Raw genomic sequence first — 16093 nt, 5'->3', positions numbered from 1 at the left:
TACCTGACGGGACGAGGCCGCGTCCCGCCTGTTCCGGACATGACGGCGGCCCGCACGGGACGCGTGCGGGCCGCCGTCTGGACGCAGGGCCGGCTAGCTCAGCCGGATGACGCCGTAGTCGAAGCCTCGCCTCCGGTAGACGACGCTCGGGCATCCGGCGTCGGAGTCGTTGAACAGGTAGAAGTCGTGACCGACCAGTTCCATCTCGTAGAGAGCCTGGTCGACCGTCATGGGCTCCGCGTCGTGTTTCTTCTCGCGGACGACGCGACCGGGCTGGTGTTCGGTCACCCCGTCATCCCAGCGCTGCTGGGGCATCTCGAAGTCACCGCTCTCGACAGCGAAACCGTTGGCCATGGGTTCGGCCTCAGGCGCTTCGAGCACAGCGGTACCCGCCAGATGTCGGGTGTCGGTGGTCGTTCCACCGGCGGCCGCCATCGAAGTCGCCTCGGCGACGGATTCCGGGCGGCTGCGGCCGTAGTGCACGCGCCGGCGGTCGTGTGTCTTCCGCAACCTGTTTTCGAGCTTGTTCAGTGCGGAATCCAGCGCTGCGTAGAAGTCGCCGGCACACGCTTCGGCGCGTACGGCGGGGCCGCGGCCCTTACCGGTGATTTCGACGCGCTGGCAGTTCTTCGACTGCCGGCGATTGGGCTCGTGGAAGAGCTCCACGTCGTAACGGATGACCTTCTTGTCGTAGCGCTCTAGCCGGGCCAGCTTTTCGCTGACGAGTGCCCGATAGTGGTCGGGCACCTCCACGTTGCGGCCCTTAACGACGATGTCCATACACGACCTCCCTCGCTGAAATGACTGCGAGCTGTAGATGTGTTCACTAGGGCGCCGGTAATGCGGGGACGAAGCCCGGATCGCGGGCGGTGAGGGAACTCGGCATACGGCCACGACGTCTCGTGTCGGATGTCCGAGCGCGGACTCAGCGCGGCTCCGGCGCCAGGGACATGGGCTGGTCACCTCCCTGCCTGCCGGGATTGCTGATAGCGCTGCACGTTAGCTGCATCACGCCGCGAGCAACAGCCCCCGAGCCGGGGGATATCAGGACGTGAGACCTCGTCACCGCACGCGACGAAGACCGTGCGGCCAGCGGGACAATCCGGCCTGTCGGGCGTCGCCCCCGTGATTTCTTTTCACGCGGACGGCGCAAGCCTTCGGACAGGAAAATGCGGAGGGTGCCTAGGGTGCCGAGCCCGGGGGAATCCGCCGCCACCCCGGTGGAGTGGCGGGCCGTCGGAGTGTTCCCCAGAAGGTCCCTCATATCCCGTCAACGCCCTTGTACCCATTCCCGTTCCCGATCATTCATCACTCTTGTAGGTGACAGCCCGATCACCCGGCGGCGGCCAGCGCCACCACCGCCGAAACATGAATTCCGTTTATGTCCAAAAATCGCGTACAAGCGGCGGCGGTCGCTCCGGTTGTGATGACGTCGTCAAGGAGAACGACCTTCTCCCGGCAGGCTCCCGGAGCCAGGCGGATCCGGCCGTCGAGGTTCGCCGACCGCTGGGCCCGGGTGAGTCCCACGGCGTCGCGAACACCGGACCTCAGCCTGAGGACCGGCGCCACTGTCGCGGCTTTTCCCTTGCCTCTCAGTGCTTTCACGCATTCTTCGGCGACGCGCCGGACGTGCGGTCCGCCTCGGACACGCGAGGCGGACCGTCGCGAAGGGACGGGGACGAGGCAAGGTTCCGGCTCTGGATCGGGCAGCTGACCGAGGGCTTCGGCGACCGCACGCCCGAAGGAAGGGGCGAGGTCGCGGCGGCCGCGTTCCTTGTAGGCGAGGATCAGGCGACGGGCGTCGTCGGCATAGGGGGCCAGGGCGTACACGGGCACGAGACCGGCCGTCGGGCCGCGGATGATCTCGCTGAGCGAACCCCAAGCGGTCTGACAGGTGGCGCAGCAGGGCGCGCCCGGCACTCCGCAGGACGCGCAGCGGGCGGGGATGAGGAGATCCAGGAGTGGGGACATGCGGCGAGTGTCGGCGGGGGCTCCGACAGTTCCGGGTCGCGTCGTGTCGTGAGAGGTCCGGTTTGGACCCTTTTCGTCCTAAGGGGACCGGTCATGACCGGAAGTCGTTGAAAAAGCCAATCGAGGAGAAGGACGCTTCGCGGCTTCGCGTCGCTTTGGCGCGCGGAGCTCGGTCCGTGAAGGCCTCCTTGCCTACCCTCGAGGTAGCGAAGGAGGCCTTCACGGACATCCAGTGCCCCGAACCGCTTGCTAGCGCCGCTAGGAAAGCTAGCGGTACTAAAGGTCCCTTGCTCCCGCCGAGGAGCGTTGCGCGTCGCGAAAGCCACTTTCGGGACATCAGAGGTCGCGAAAGTGGCTTTCGCGACGCGCGGGCCCCTGGAATACCGCGAAGAGACGTCCTCCCTGCCAAGTACATGAAGGACCCCTTCCTTGCGTGAGGCGCAAGGAAGGGGTCCTTCATGTACTTCAGCCCGGGTAGAACGGGTCCGCGTCGGTGACGGTGTGCGCCTGCGGCCGCCAGACCTCCCCCAGCTCGGAGGCGACCCACAGCCCGCCCGCGTCCGCGACCAGGTTCTGCCTGCTCGGCGCCGCGGTGACGCCGTGCACCGGCGGGGTCAGGTTCGAGCTGTTGAACGCGTCCATCCGCTGCCCGTCCAGCGGCACCTTCACCACCGGCAGCGAGGTCGACGACGTCGCGGCGATCAGGTGGTCCTGGGTCGCCCAGTCGACGTCGACGACGTCCTTGAGGTCGCGTTCCTGCAGTTTCCGCGGCGCCCGCAGGGCCACCGAGTCCGCCGTCCGCACGATCGAGGCGACCACCAGCTGCCCGTTGACCACCGCGGCCAGCCGCGACCCGTCACGCGAGAGGCGCATTTCGGTGATCTGGCCGAGGCTGGTGAGCATGGTCGCGTCGACGCCGGCCTTCACCCAGCGGCCGTCCGCGGCCAGGGTGACCCTGGCGACGGTGTTGTGGTCGACGACCGTCCAGACCTCGCCGGAGACCCCGCCGCCCCGGGCGACCGGCCGCCAGGTGGGACGGCTCAGGCTGCCGCCGAACAGGTCCACCGAGGCGAGGTCGTGCCCCAGGTCGCCGACCCGGAGCCACTGCCTGCCGTCGCGTTCTTCGACCACCGCGAGCCGTTTCCCGTCGACGGACTGCGCGGCGCTGACGACCTTGTAGCCGCCGTTCCCCGCGGGCCCGCCGACCGGCTGCCCGTCTTCGAGCGACCGGACCCGGCCGTTCACGGTCATCAGGCCCCGCAGTTCCGAGTTGGGCGCGATGTCCACGTTGTAGTTGGGCAGTTCGCTGGAACGCCAGTATTCGTGGTCCGGCACCAGCGCGGTGCCGTCGGCCAGCAGCCGGATCCGGCTCAGCGTCACCGTCTGCAGCGAGAGGACGATCTGCGCGGCGATCAGGTTCCGGTCCGCGAGGCTGGCCCCGCCGACACCGGTCAGGTTGATGTCCAGTGTGCCGTCGTCCGTGCTGCGGACGTTGCTTTCGGTGGTGACCTGGTCGCCGAGCAGGTCCTTGACCGCGCCCTTCAGCCCTTCCGACGGTCCCTGCAGCACCAGGTCCATCACTCGGCCGGGCAATCCGGCCTGCGGTTTCGCCGCGACGTAGCGGAGGTCGGGGACGAAGGCCCCGGAGTCGGGCGAGTAGAAGCTGATCGGCACGCGGAAGTAGTTGAGTGCGAAATCCTCGTCGGTGACGGCGAGTTCCTGCGGCGGGTCGACGATGCGCCACTGGCCGTTCGGTTGCTTCCGCAGCTTGAACTGCTGCGAGTACTCGGCCTTCACCGGGATGAACGCGCTGTCGGGGCTCAGGTTGCCGAGTTTGAACCCGCGGACGTTCACCACCTGCTCGTCCGGGTTCGGAGAAGACGACGAAGTGTCGTAAACCGTGCCGAAGGTGTCGTCGATGATCGTCAGCCCCTGCGAGGGCTTCCAGTTACGCCGGGCCTCCTCGTCGAGGTACACCCGCGCGTTGGCGTTCGCCGTGCCCGGTGTCGCGGAGTTGCGGATGAACTGACGGGTGACGGTCAGCGGGTCGAGCCCGGCCACCGGCTCGGCGACGTCCGCGGGCACCTGCCCGGGTTTGTCCCCGGAGACGACGGCGGGCTGGGATTCGAGCGGGATGTTCGCGCAGCCCGCGAGCAGCAGCAACGCCGCGAGCAGGGGCAGGAGCCGTTTCACCGGCCGACCTCCTCTGGCTCGGCGAGGATCGCGTCGGGTGCGGGGCGGACTTCGAGCAGTCCGGACGAGCCGTGTGGTTCGGCGGACGTGTGATCGGGCGGTGGCAGGACCAGCGGGCTCTCCCCCATCGGCGTGTCCTGCCGCCGCGGCAGCACGAGCCGGAAACAGGCGCCGTGGCCGGTCTCGCCCCACGCGTCGAGCACGCCGCCGTGCAACCGGGCGTCCTCCTGGCTGATCGCGAGGCCGAGCCCGGTGCCGCCGGTCCGTCGGTTACGGGACGGGTCGGCGCGCCAGAACCGGTTGAACACCAGTTCCGCTTCGCCCGGCCGCAGCCCGACACCGTGGTCCCGGACGGTGATGGCGACGGCGGTCTCGTTGACCGCGAGGGTCAGCACCACCGGGTTCCCCTCACTGTGGTCCACCGCGTTGGCCAGCAGGTTGCGCAGGATCCGCTCGACGCGGCGCGCGTCGACCTCGGCGTGCGCCTCTTCCTCCGGCAGGACCAGTTCGACCGAGCTGCCCGCGTTGCCGGCGATCACCCGCACCTGCTCGACGGCCCTGGTCGCGATCGGCCGGACGTCGATCAGCTCGGCGGAGAGTTCCTCGACGCCCGCGTCGAGCCTGCTGATCTCCAGCAGGTCGCCGAGCAGGGCCTCGAACCGGTCGAGCTCGTCGACCAGCAGTTCGGTGGAGCGCGCGAGCCCGGCCGGGAACTGCTCGCGCGACGCGTGCAGCACGTCGGCGGCCATCCGGACGGTGGTCAGCGGGGTGCGCAGCTCGTGTGAGACGTCGGAGGTGAAGCGGCGTTGCAGGCCACCGAACTCCTCCAGCTGGCGGATCTGCCGCTGGATGCTCGCGGCCATCTCGTTGTAGGACACGGCGAGTTTGGCCAGGTCGTCCTCGCCGAGCACGGCGAGGCGCTGGTCGAGGTCTCCGCCCGCGAACTGCTCGGCCGCCGCGGCGGCCTGCCGGACCGGCCGGACGACCTGCCTGGTGACCAGGTTCGTGATCCCGGCCAGCAGGAGCAACAGGACGAGACCGCCGACGAGCAGCGTGTTCTGCACGGTCGAGACGGTGTTCTGCTCGCTGGTGAGCGGGTACAGCAGGTAGAGCTGGAGCGGGTTGATCATCGTGCTCACCGGCGCGCCGACGATCAGGTACGTCGTCTTGCCGCCGTCGGCTTCGGTGACCGTGTGGATCAGGAAGCTGACCTGCTCGGTCTCCACGAACTGGCGCAGCCGCTCCGGCACCTTGTCATAGGGCCCGGCGAACACCGGCTTGTTCGACTGGTCACGGCCACCCGCGGCCAGCACCGGCTCGAAGGTGCCCGCGGCCGATCCGGCGCTGTCCTGCGAAGTCGTCGTGCTGGTGATCTTCTTCAGCGCGTTCTTCATCCGCGCGGTCAGCGCTTCGGGGCTTTCGGTGCCGACGCCGATCAGTTCACCGGCCGCGGTCTCGACGACCGCCCTCGTCTGCGCGATGGCCGCGTTCTGCTTGGTCTCCAGCAGCCGTTCGGTGATCTGGTTCTGCAGCACCATGCCCAGCACGAACACCACGGCCGACGACAGCGCCAGTGTGGACACCGTGACCCGGAACTGCAGCGAATGCCGCCACAGTTCGTTGAACGAGACGACCTTGCGGCGCACGAAAACCACGATGCGCCGGAAGTGGCGCATCGTGGTCTGGGCGAGCCTTCGCAAGCGTCCGTTCATGGGGTGATCACGGCGGGCCGGCCTTGTACCCGACACCGCGAACGGTCAACACCACCTCGGGGTGTTCCGGGTCCTTCTCCACCTTCGAACGCAGCCGCTGGACGTGCACGTTCACCAGCCGGGTGTCGGCGGCGTGGCGGTATCCCCACACCTGCTCGAGGAGCACCTCGCGGGTGAACACCTGACGCGGTTTGCGGGCGAGCGCGACCAGCAGGTCGAACTCGAGCGGGGTCAGCGGGATGGCCTTCCCCTCGCGCGTCACCTCGTGGCCGGGGACGTCGATCGCGAGGTCGCCGATCGTCAGCGACTCGGCGGGCTCGGCCTCGGTGCGGCGCATCCTGGCGCGGACGCGGGCCACGAGCTCCTTCGGTTTGAAGGGCTTGACCACGTAGTCGTCGGCCCCCGACTCGAGCCCGAGGACGATGTCCACGGTGTCGCTCTTGGCGGTGAGCATCACGATCGGCACGCCGGACTCGGCCCGGATCGCCTTGCAGACGTCGATGCCGTTCATCCCGGGCAGCATGAGGTCGAGGAGGACCAGATCCGGTTTCAGCTCACGAAGCGCGGGCAGCGCCCGTGAGCCGTCGGCCACGACGGCTGTGTCGAACCCCTCCCCACGCAGCACGATGGTGAGCATCTCCGCGAGAGCAGGGTCGTCGTCGACGACCAGAACACGTGCCTTCATAAACCTATGTTCGCACTAGTTTCCCCGCGCGAGCGCGCGACCCGGCGATGTGACCACCAGAAAGATCATCGAATCGGGCAAATTGCTCCATCCGAGTAGGGTCTTCGGGCCCTGGAGCCTGTTGGCGGAGCTGGGGATGTACTCGGAAACCGGCCGACGCGTGCCGGCAGGCCAGGCGGCATCCTGCCGACGTCGATCGCGGACGCGGGTTCACCATCAGACGCTAGAGAGCACGCCGGAGCCTGGTGAACGGCCTCGGGGAGTCGATCGCGAACACCCCGGTCAGGACGTCGCCGCGGTGATAGGTCGCGACGAACCGCTTCGCAGCCATGTCACCTTCGGCGATCCGCACGTCTTCCGTGGCCACTCCGGCGAATTGGAGCCGCCGACCGTACTGATCGGACCAAAAGTAACCGTGTCGTGCGAAATGCGTGACGGTCGAGCCGGCGAGCAGATTCGCGACCGCGACGCCCGGCTGTTCCGTGGCCGCCGTCCAATGCTCGGCGCGGACCCTCCTGCCGCGCAGGGGGCAGCGGTACCGCGCGACGTCACCCACCGCGACCACTCGGGGATTCGCTGTGACACAGCCGGAATCGACCAGCACCCCGCCGTCGACGGCGAGCCCGGATCCGGTCAGCCATTCGGTAGCCGGCCGTGCTCCCACTCCGACCACGACGAGATCGGCGGGGAGTTCGCGGCCGTCGGCGAGCCGCACACCGGTGACCCGGCCGCCACCGGCGAACCCGGCGACGGGGACGCCCGCGATCAGGCGGACGTCGTTCTCGGTGTGCAGTTCCCCGCACACCGCGCCCATCCGCGCGCCGAGGACGCCGGCGAGCGGCACGGGCATCGCCTCGACCACGGTGACCTCGTGCCCGAGCAGGCGGCACGCGGACGCGACCTCCGCGCCGATGAATCCCGCGCCGATGACGACGACCGAGGAAGGCCCGGCGGCGAGAGCGCGTTTCAGCGCGACCGCGTCGTCGAGCGTCCGCAGAGTGTGAACGCCGGACAGATTCGTTGCCGCATCGAGGGTTCTGGCCACCGCGCCGGTCGCGAGGACGTAACCGTCGGCGGCGATCGTGGTGCCATCGCCGAGCGTCACGCCCTCGCGGCCGAACTTTTCGGCGCGGACACCGAGGTGCCATTCCGCGTCCAGCGCGTCGAGATCGTCCCGCCCGGCGAGCGCGACGTCTTCGGCGGAAACCTTGCCCAGCAAGAAATCCTTCGACAGGGGCGGCCGGTCGTACGGCGGTTCGGCGCCGATCATCACCAGCCGCCCGTCGAAACCGCGACCGCGTAACTCCTGCGCCGCGCGAAGCCCGGCGAGGGAGGTGCCGACGACGGCGACCGTTCTCAAGCCACTTCCCGGCGCGCCTCGGTGTCCACATAGATCACGCCGTCCGCGATCACCACGGGATACGTACGCACGGGGTTCTTGGCGGGCAGGCAGTCCGGGGCGCCGGTCCGCAGGTCGAATCGCGCGGCGTGCAACGGGCATTCGACGTAGCAGCCCTCGATCCAGCCGTCCGCGAGTGACGCGTCCTGATGGCTGCACGTGTCGTCGAGGGCGTAATAGGCGCCCTCGGAATGGAAGACCGAGACCGGAACGGGGCCCGGCAGGCGGAGGGCTTCGCCTTCGGGCAGTTCGGAGACGGAGCAGGCACGGATCATCGGGGCCTCCGGGGAAAGGACCGACGGTTTGTTGATGTTGCGTATTACGAGACGGGACGTGCTCTGCGCAACAATCACCCCGGAGGGGCCGGTACGTCAAGGGATTCGCCCACTCAGCCGAGCGGATCCGGGCGAAACGGCTACTGTTGCGTCATGCGGAACCAGGACGCGGGGAACGCAACGCCCAGTCAGGTGCAGTCCGTCGACCGTGCGATCAGCGTGCTGGAACTGCTGGCGCGCAACGGGGAAACCGGTATCACCGAGATCGCGGGCGAGCTCGGCGTGCACAAGTCGACGGCGTCACGCCTGCTGAGTGTCCTGGAGAACCGCGGCCTCGTCGAGCAGCTCGGCGAACGCGGGAAATACGCGATCGGCTTCGGCGTCGTCCGGCTCGCCGGCGCCGCCACCGGCCGGATGGACCTGGCGAAACTGGGCAGGCGGACCTGTCAGGGCCTGGCGGAGACGCTCGGCGAGACGGTCAACATCGCGATCGCCGACGACGGCGTCGCGATCAACGTCAGCCAGGCCCGCGGCTCGGCCGCGATCACCACGCAGAACTGGACCGGTCAGCGCACTCCCCTGCACGCGACGTCCAGCGGGAAGGTGCTGCTCGCGTATATGGGCGACGTCGAGCGCAAACGTTTGCTCCGGCGGAAGCTCGAACGGTTCACCCCGCGGACCACGGTCGATCCCGACGAGCTGGCCGCCGAGCTGGAGCGGGTCGCCGAGGACGGGTACGCGGCCTGCTTCGAGGAGCTGGAGCTGGGGATGCACGCGGTCGCGGTGCCGGTGCACGGCCCCGGCGGCGACGTCGTCGCGGCGATGAGCGCTTCCGGCCCGTCGTACCGGCTTTCGAAGCAGCGGGTGCGGCAGATCGTGCGGCCGCTGACCGAGGCGTCGGCTGATCTTTCGGCACAGCTGGGGTACTTCACCGAGTGAAGAGGCCGACCTTTTCGGGCTCTTGACAGCGCGCCCGCACGTGCCGCACTTTGTTGCTGAAGACGGAACAACGTGCCTCATCCGCAACAGCGCCTGTCACCCCGATGCCCGGGTGTCCTTTGTGGACTCTCCAGGGCAGGCAGGAGGTACCCCGAACCATGCCCCCAGGACCCCGCGTCGTCGTGATCGGCGCCGGCATCGTCGGCTGCGCGCTCGCCGACGAACTCACCGAACGAGGCTGGACCGACCTCACCGTGCTGGACCAGGGCGACCTGTTCACCACCGGCGGGTCGAGTTCGCATGCCCCCGGTCTGGTCTTCCAGACCAACTCCTGCCGCACGATGACCGAGTTCGCCCGGTACACCGTCGCGAAGTACGGCGCACTCGACCTCGACGGGAACCCGTGTTTCCGGCCCGTCGGCGGGCTGGAGGTGGCCACGACGCCGGAGCGCCTCGCCGATCTCAAGCGGCGGCACGGCTGGGCCACCGCGTCCGGCGTCGAGAGCAGGCTCGTCGAGCCGGACGAATGCGCCGCGCTGCATCCGCTGCTCGATCCGGCCAAGGTGCTCGGCGGATTCCACATCCCCTCCGACGGCCTGGCCAAACCCCTGCGCGCCGCCGAGGCGCAGGCCCGCCGCGCGATCGGTCGCGGCGCGAAGTTCCTCGCGCGCCAGAAGGTCGTCGGCATCGACCGGTCGGGTGGCCGCGTCACCGGCGTCACCACCGAGACGGGGAGTTTCCGCGCGGACATCGTGCTCTCGTGCGCCGGGATGTGGGGACCGCTGCTCGGCGAACTGGTGGACCTCGCGATCCCGCTGGTCCCGATGGCGCACCAGTACGCGCGCACCAGCCCGCTGCCGTCTCTCGCCGGCGTCACCGAGGAGGCCACCCGGCCGATCCTGCGGCACCAGGACGCCGACCTCTACTTCCGCGAGCACGTCGACCGGATCGGCATCGGCGCGTACGGGCACCGGCCGATGCCGTTGCCTCCCCACGAGATCGGCACCGGCGAGGGGATGCCGTCGGAACTCGCGTTCACCCCCGCGGATTTCGAGCCGTCCTGGGCCGCCGCCGTCGACCTGCTGCCGTCACTGGGCGACACCAAGGTCGAGGAAGGCATCAACGGCCTGTTCTCCTTCACCCCGGACGGCATGCCGTTGCTGGGCGAACACCCGGAGCTCGACGGATTCTGGGTCGCCGAAGCCGTGTGGATCACGCATTCGGCCGGGGTCGCGCGAGCCATGGCGCGATGGCTCGTCGACGGGCAGCCCGGCGTGGATCTGCACGGCTGCGACCTCGCCCGCTTCGAGCGGGTGCAGCTCTCCCCGGAGTACGTCATGGCACGCAGCTGCCAGAGCTTCGCCGAGGTCTACGACGTCGTCCATCCCTTGCAGCCCATGGAAGAACCGCGGCCACTGCGCACGAGTCCCTTCTACGAAAGGCAGCAGGAGCTCGGCGCGTTCTTCCTCGAAGCGAGCGGCTGGGAACGTCCGCACTGGTACGAGGCGAACGCGGACCTCCCGGAGGTCGGCCTCGTCCCGGAGCGCAACGACTGGGCAGCGCGGTACTGGTCGCCGATCGGCGGTGCCGAAGCGCTGGTCGCGCGGCAACGGGTCGCGATGTTCGACATGACGTCGCTGAAACGGGTGGAGGTCACCGGCCCCGGCGCCTTGCCGTTCCTGCAGACGATGACCACGAACCAGCTCGACAAGAAGCCCGGTTCGGTCACCTACACGCTCTTGCTCGACGAGGACGGCGGGGTGCGCAGCGACTTGACGGTCGCCCGGCTCGGCGCCGAAAGGTTCCAGGTCGGCGTCAACAGCGCCATCGACATCGACTGGCTGCGGCGGCATCTCCCCGGCGACGGCGCCGCCCAGATCCACGAGACGACTCCGGGAACCTGCTGCATCGGGCTCTGGGGGCCGCTCGCCAGGGCGGTGCTGCAGCCACTGTCCACAACGGACTTCTCACACAAGGCGATGGGGTACTTCAAGACGAAGCAGGCGTACATCGGCCTGGTGCCGGTGACCGCGATGCGACTGTCCTATGTGGGCGAACTCGGCTGGGAGCTGTACACGAGCGCGGACCTCGGCGAGCGGCTGTGGGACACGCTCTGGGAAGCCGGGCAGGCACACGGGATCATCGCCGCCGGCCGGGACGCCTTCGCGAGCATGCGGCTGGAGAAGGGTTACCGGCTGTGGGGAGCGGACGTCACCGCCGAGCACGATCCGTACGAGGCCGGGCTCGGTTTCGCCGTGCGGATGGACAAGGGCTACTTCATCGGCCGGGACGCGCTGGCCGGGCGCTCGGCGGAAACGGTGACCAGGAAACTGACCTGTCTCACCTTCGACGACCCGTACTCGGTCGTGCTCGGCAAAGAGCCGGTGTTCGCCGACGGCCGTCCCGCCGGGTACGTCACGAGCGCCGCGTACGGCTACACCGTCGGCAAGAACATCGCGTACGCCTGGCTCCCGGTCGAGTTCACCCAGCCGGGCAGGCCGCTGGAGATCGAGTACTTCGGCGAGCGGATCCCCGCCGTCGTCGCGCATGAACCGCTGTTCGACCCCGGGATGGACCGGATCAGGAGCGCCGCATGAGCCATTACGACGTCATCGTCATCGGCCTCGGCGGGATGGGCAGCGCCGCGGCGTACCGGCTCGCGCAGCGAGGTCAGCGCGTGCTGGGCATCGACCGTTTCGCGCCGGTGCACAACCTCGGGTCCAGCCACGGCGGCTCGCGGATCACCCGGCAGGCGTACTTCGAGGACCCCGCCTACGTCCCGCTCCTGCTGCGGGCGCACGAACTGTGGGACGGGATCGAACACGACTCCGGCCGGAAGATCTTCACCCGGTGCGGCGGGATCATGCTCGGCGGCCCCGAGTCCCGGACCGTGTCGGGAAGCCTGGCCAGCGCCCGGGAATGGGAGCTGCCGCACGAGCTGCTGGACGCGGCGGAGATCCGGCGCCGGTTCCCGACGATGAACCCGGACGCCCACGAGATCGCGCTGTACGAGGAGAACGCCGGCTTCGTGGTGCCGGAAAGCAGTGTGGCCGCGCATCTCCAGCTCGCCGCGCGGGCCGGGGCGGAGCTGCACCACGAAGAGAAGGTGCTTTCGTGGCGGGAGACTTCCACCGGTGTCCGGGTGGGGACGTCGCAGAACTTCTACACGGCGGACCAGCTCGTGGTCTGCCCCGGCGCGTGGGCGCCGGGACTGCTCGCCGAGCTCGGTATCGACTTCACCGTCGAACGCCAGGTCCAGTACTGGTTCGCGCCGTCGGGCGGGGCGGAGCCGTTCCGCGCCGGGCGGCATCCGATCTACGTCTGGGAAGGTGAGAACGGCCGCCAGTTCTACGGATTCCCTTCGCATGACGACACGGAGAGTGTGAAGGTCGCGTTCTTCCGCGGCGGCCGGACCTGTACGCCGGAGACCATCGACCGGACTGTGCACCCCGACGAGGTCGAAGAGATCGCGGAGTTCGTCGGGCGGAAGATGCCGTCCCTGCCCGGCACTTTCCTGCGCGGGGCGACCTGCATGTACACGAACACGCCCGACGAACACTTCGTCATCTCCCGCCATCCCGCGCACGAACGCGTGGTGGTCGCGTGCGGGTTCTCCGGGCACGGGTTCAAATTCGTCCCGGTCGTCGGCGAGATCCTCGCCGACCTGGTCGTGGACGGCACGACCAGTCATCCGATCGCCCTGTTCGATCCCGCCCGGTTCGCCGGAGTGCCGAGATGACGAGCCTCATCCCGACACTGGGCGGCGGCTACTACACCGACCCCGCGATCTTCGCGGCGGAGCAGGAAAAGATCTTCGAACGCCAGTGGTTCTGCGCGGTCCGGTCGGCGGATCTGCCGTCGGCGGGCGACTTCCGGACCGTCCAGGTGGGACGGGAGAGCGTGCTGGTCAGCCGGGGCCGGGACGGCGGGCTGCGGGCGTTCCTCAACGTCTGCCGCCATCGCGGGGCGCGGCTGTGCACCGAGGAGTCGGGCACGGTGAAACGCGCGTTCCAGTGTCCGTACCACGCGTGGACGTACGGGCTCGACGGCAAGCTGATCGCGGCGCCGAACCTGGCGAACCTGCCCGACATCGACCGCTCCGAGTACGGGTTGCACCCCGTGCACCTGCGCGAATGGCTCGGTTACGCGTGGGTCTGTCTCGCCGCGGATCCGCCGTCGTTCGAGGACGGCGTCGAAGGCGCGGTGCGGGAACGGCTGGGCGATCTGGAATCGATCGAGCGCTACGGCCTCGACCGGCTCTCGGTCGGGCGCAGGATCACCTACGACGTCAAGGCGAACTGGAAACTGATCGTCGAGAACTTCATGGAGTGCTACCACTGCGCGACCATCCACCCCGAGCTGACCGAGGTGCTGCCGGAATTCGCCGACGGGTACGCGGCGCAGTACTACGTCGGGCACGGCGCCGAATTCGGCGAGGCCGTGGACGGTTTCACCATCGACGGCACGACGGGCTTCGACCGGCTCGACGGCGTCGCGAACGAACAGGACAGGCGGTACTACGCGATCACCATCCGGCCGCAGGTGTTCGTGAACCTGGTGCCCGACCACGTGATCTTCCACCGGATGTACCCGCTCGCGCCGGACCGGACGGTCGTCGAATGCGACTGGCTCTATTCCGAAGACGTCGTGGCGTCGGGGCGGGACGTGTCACGGTCGGTCGAGTTGTTCCACCGCGTCAACGAGCAGGACTTCGACGCCTGCGAACGCTGCCAGCCGGCGATGGCGTCCCGCGCCTACCGCGGCGGTGGGGTGCTGATGCCGTCCGAGCACCACATCGGCGAGTTCCACACCTGGCTACTCACGCGTTTAGAGGACGAAACGCGGTAGTCACCAGCATTCAGAGGACTAAGTGCGGAGGAGGGAGGCCGCGAGAGCCGGGGTGTCGACACCGGCGACGCCGTCGAGGACGTGCCAGGGCGCGAGCCAGCCCGTCGCGGCGAGCTCGTCGTAGACCACCGAGCACCGCTTCTGGAGCGCGTCGTCGGTCTCGAAGGAGTCCCGCGCGCGGTCGGCGTCGCTCTCCGCGCGGCGCTGCGCGCGGTCGGCGGCGACGTCGGCGGTGACCCGGAGCAGCAGATGCGCGACGGGCACCGGCAGCCCGAACCGGTCGATCTCCAGCTCCTTGAGCCAGCGCACGAACTCGCCGTCCGCGCCCTGGTGGAGCCGGGCGGCGCCGTACGCCGCGTTCGACGCGACGTACCGGTCGAGCAGCACGACGTCGTGGTCGCCGAGCCGGGCGCGGATCTCGTCCGCCGCGCCCCGCCGGTCGAGCGCGTAGAGCATCGCCATGCCGTAGACGGAGTCGGCGAGGTCGCCGTGGCCGCGGTGCAGCGCTTCCTTCACGAGGTCGGCGTGCACGCTTTCGCCGTACCGCGGGAACGCGATGGACGTGACGCTCGCCCCGGCCGCGTTCAGCGCGCCGGTCAGCGCGTCGGCGAGGGTGCGCTTGCCCGCGCCGTCCAGACCTTCGATCACCACGAGTCGTCCCACGGGCATACCTTAAGACGCGGTGGTCGACCGGCGGGCCAGACGGGTCAGCTCACGCCCGGCCCACCGGTCCGCTAGGGGACGCGCCTCTTCGAGTGCAGGAAGAAGCCGGCGACACCGATGAGGAGCAGGCCGCCGAAGATCAGCAGCGGCACGAAGCCGGTGTCCTGCGCGTCGGGCGCGGGGCCACCGTCGCCGCGGGGCATCACCTGGGCGTTGTAGCCGCCGGCCTTGCCCTCCTGGGCGTACGGCGAGTTCGCGAGCATGGCGCCGTACCGGCCGGAGACGGTCTTCTGGTACTCCGCGAGGGTGGCCGAGGCCCCGGCCGCGTGGCCGCTGGCGCCCGAGTCGAGCAGGGTCACCCGGCCGTCGCGCAGCGCGTACCAGGCGTCGACCTGGGGTTCGTGGAGCAGCGTCGCGCCGGCGGGCAGCCTCTTGGCCAGTTCGCTTTCCCGGTCGCCCGACGCGATGTTGCCGACGCGCCAGACACCGTCGTCGCCGCGGACCGACCAGACGGTCGCGGTCCGCCCGTCGGACGCCGTCACGGGCACCGCGACGTAGGCGAGCCGCCCGGCGACCGCGCCGTCACCGGCGACGAAATCCCTCGAAAGCTCGTAAACCGGGAAGGATTCGTCGACGACACTCACCGACGGCGTGGTGCCCGAACCACCCGTCTGTGTGAAGAAGCGGCCGATTTCGGCACGCAGCGTGGGGTCGTCGGCGGCCGCCTTCGCGGCCGCGAGATCTTCACCGGACAGGTGATCCGCGCGCGCTCCGGGCGCCGAGACCAGCAGCGCGACCGCGACCAGCCCTGCGAGCCCGAGGAACCGCCGCGCGCTCATCGCCGGATCCCGGTGAGCGTGTGGGTCCAGGTGAAGGACTTGTTGGCCGAATAGAAGTCGTAGGTCGACCAGTTGTAGCGGTTGCCGGTGGGCAGTGGATCCCCCCACGAGATCCACTTCCGCCCGGCGTCGTGGCCGTAGAGGACGTGCATGTGGCCGCCGCCCGAGGCCCAGCCGACCCGCGTCTGGACGGGCTTGCCGTCGCCGGTCTGGGCCTGGACGGCGGCGTAGGGGATGCGGCCCTTGAGGTACTTCCCCGGGGCCGAGAAGCCGAGTTTGCCGAAGGCGCGCCGGACGTCGCCCAGCGTTCCCGGCTCGTCGGCGCACTCCCGGCGTCGCTCGTCGTGGGCGATCCGGCAGAATTCGTTCTGAGTGACGGTCACGCCGTGGTGTGCCGCGATGGTGTTGCCGGAAGCCACCCAGCACCACTGGGACTTCTCCTGCGCCTGCATGGCGATGGGGTTCTGGCGGGCGGGTGCCGAGGGCAGCGCGCTCGCCGGGGTCTGGATCGCCAGCCACGCCACGAGACTCGCGGCGCCGGCGGCGCAAAACCTCCTCGAGAACACAGG

At 69.3% G+C, this 16093-nt stretch carries 14 protein-coding genes; 4 read left to right on the top strand and 10 right to left on the bottom strand.

The genetic code is table 11. The annotated features are described in order from the left end of the window. Nucleotides 1-93: 93 nt before the first annotated feature. The 7 genes from hpf to NQK81_RS31965 all read right to left on the bottom strand — a co-directional run bounded on the left by hpf (nt 94) and on the right by NQK81_RS31965 (nt 8235). Complete coding sequence (gene hpf, locus NQK81_RS31995) at nt 94-780, bottom strand: ribosome hibernation-promoting factor, HPF/YfiA family (protein ID WP_257484445.1); 687 nt, start codon at nt 778-780, stop codon at nt 94-96. Between the two features lie 552 nt (nt 781-1332). Continuing rightward, a complete protein-coding gene (locus NQK81_RS31990; RefSeq protein ID WP_257484444.1) occupies nt 1333-1971 on the bottom strand; it encodes a ComF family protein in 639 nt (212 codons plus the stop codon). A gap of 465 nt (nt 1972-2436) precedes the next feature. Beyond that, nucleotides 2437-4164: an LpqB family beta-propeller domain-containing protein gene (locus tag NQK81_RS31985; RefSeq protein WP_257484443.1), complete on the bottom strand. Its 1728-nt coding sequence runs from the start codon at nt 4162-4164 to the stop codon at nt 2437-2439. Next, complete coding sequence (mtrB, locus tag NQK81_RS31980) at nt 4161-5876, bottom strand: MtrAB system histidine kinase MtrB (protein WP_126735758.1); 1716 nt, start codon at nt 5874-5876, stop codon at nt 4161-4163. The genes NQK81_RS31985 and mtrB overlap by 4 nt, the downstream gene beginning before the upstream one ends. A gap of 7 nt (nt 5877-5883) precedes the next feature. Next, a complete protein-coding gene (mtrA, locus tag NQK81_RS31975) occupies nt 5884-6561 on the bottom strand; it encodes an MtrAB system response regulator MtrA (RefSeq protein ID WP_005150760.1) in 678 nt (225 codons plus the stop codon). Between the two features lie 223 nt (nt 6562-6784). Beyond that, the gene (locus NQK81_RS31970) at nt 6785-7921 is read right to left on the bottom strand and encodes an NAD(P)/FAD-dependent oxidoreductase (protein WP_257484442.1); all 1137 of its coding nucleotides are present in this window, start codon (nt 7919-7921) and stop codon (nt 6785-6787) included. Continuing rightward, entirely contained in the window at nt 7918-8235 is a 318-nt protein-coding gene (locus tag NQK81_RS31965; RefSeq protein WP_126735760.1) for a bifunctional 3-phenylpropionate/cinnamic acid dioxygenase ferredoxin subunit, read from the bottom strand. Before NQK81_RS31965 ends, NQK81_RS31970 begins: the two co-directional genes overlap by 4 nt. Nucleotides 8236-8388: 153 nt before the next feature. Between NQK81_RS31965 and NQK81_RS31960 the strand changes: the two genes are divergently transcribed. The 4 genes from NQK81_RS31960 to NQK81_RS31945 all read left to right on the top strand — a co-directional run bounded on the left by NQK81_RS31960 (nt 8389) and on the right by NQK81_RS31945 (nt 14022). After that, on the top strand, nt 8389-9174 hold the full coding sequence (locus NQK81_RS31960; protein WP_192743386.1) for an IclR family transcriptional regulator: 786 nt from the start codon (nt 8389-8391) through the stop codon (nt 9172-9174). A gap of 158 nt (nt 9175-9332) precedes the next feature. Beyond that, nucleotides 9333-11771: a GcvT family protein gene (locus NQK81_RS31955; RefSeq protein ID WP_257484441.1), complete on the top strand. Its 2439-nt coding sequence runs from the start codon at nt 9333-9335 to the stop codon at nt 11769-11771. Then, entirely contained in the window at nt 11768-12913 is a 1146-nt protein-coding gene (gene solA / locus NQK81_RS31950; RefSeq protein ID WP_257484440.1) for an N-methyl-L-tryptophan oxidase, read from the top strand. The genes NQK81_RS31955 and solA overlap by 4 nt, the downstream gene beginning before the upstream one ends. Continuing rightward, entirely contained in the window at nt 12910-14022 is a 1113-nt protein-coding gene (locus tag NQK81_RS31945) for an aromatic ring-hydroxylating oxygenase subunit alpha (protein ID WP_257484439.1), read from the top strand. Before solA ends, NQK81_RS31945 begins: the two co-directional genes overlap by 4 nt. Nucleotides 14023-14040: 18 nt before the next feature. Here NQK81_RS31945 and NQK81_RS31940 read toward each other — a convergent pair whose 3' ends face one another. From NQK81_RS31940 to NQK81_RS31930, 3 genes are all read right to left on the bottom strand, one after another. Further along, the gene (locus NQK81_RS31940; protein ID WP_257489892.1) at nt 14041-14673 is read right to left on the bottom strand and encodes a dTMP kinase; all 633 of its coding nucleotides are present in this window, start codon (nt 14671-14673) and stop codon (nt 14041-14043) included. Between the two features lie 83 nt (nt 14674-14756). Beyond that, nucleotides 14757-15524 carry a hypothetical protein gene (locus NQK81_RS31935; RefSeq protein ID WP_257484438.1) on the bottom strand — a complete coding sequence of 256 codons (768 nt, stop codon included), beginning with the start codon at nt 15522-15524 and terminating at the stop codon, nt 14757-14759. Beyond that, nucleotides 15521-16090: a papain-like cysteine protease family protein gene (locus NQK81_RS31930; protein ID WP_371878920.1), complete on the bottom strand. Its 570-nt coding sequence runs from the start codon at nt 16088-16090 to the stop codon at nt 15521-15523. Before NQK81_RS31930 ends, NQK81_RS31935 begins: the two co-directional genes overlap by 4 nt. Nucleotides 16091-16093: the final 3 nt, after the last annotated feature.

It is taken from the genome of Amycolatopsis roodepoortensis (assembly GCF_024628825.1).
GTDB lineage: Bacteria > Actinomycetota > Actinomycetes > Mycobacteriales > Pseudonocardiaceae > Amycolatopsis > Amycolatopsis roodepoortensis.
Note: the sequence above shows the minus strand (reverse complement) of the source record. Positions and strands in the feature narration are given on the sequence as shown.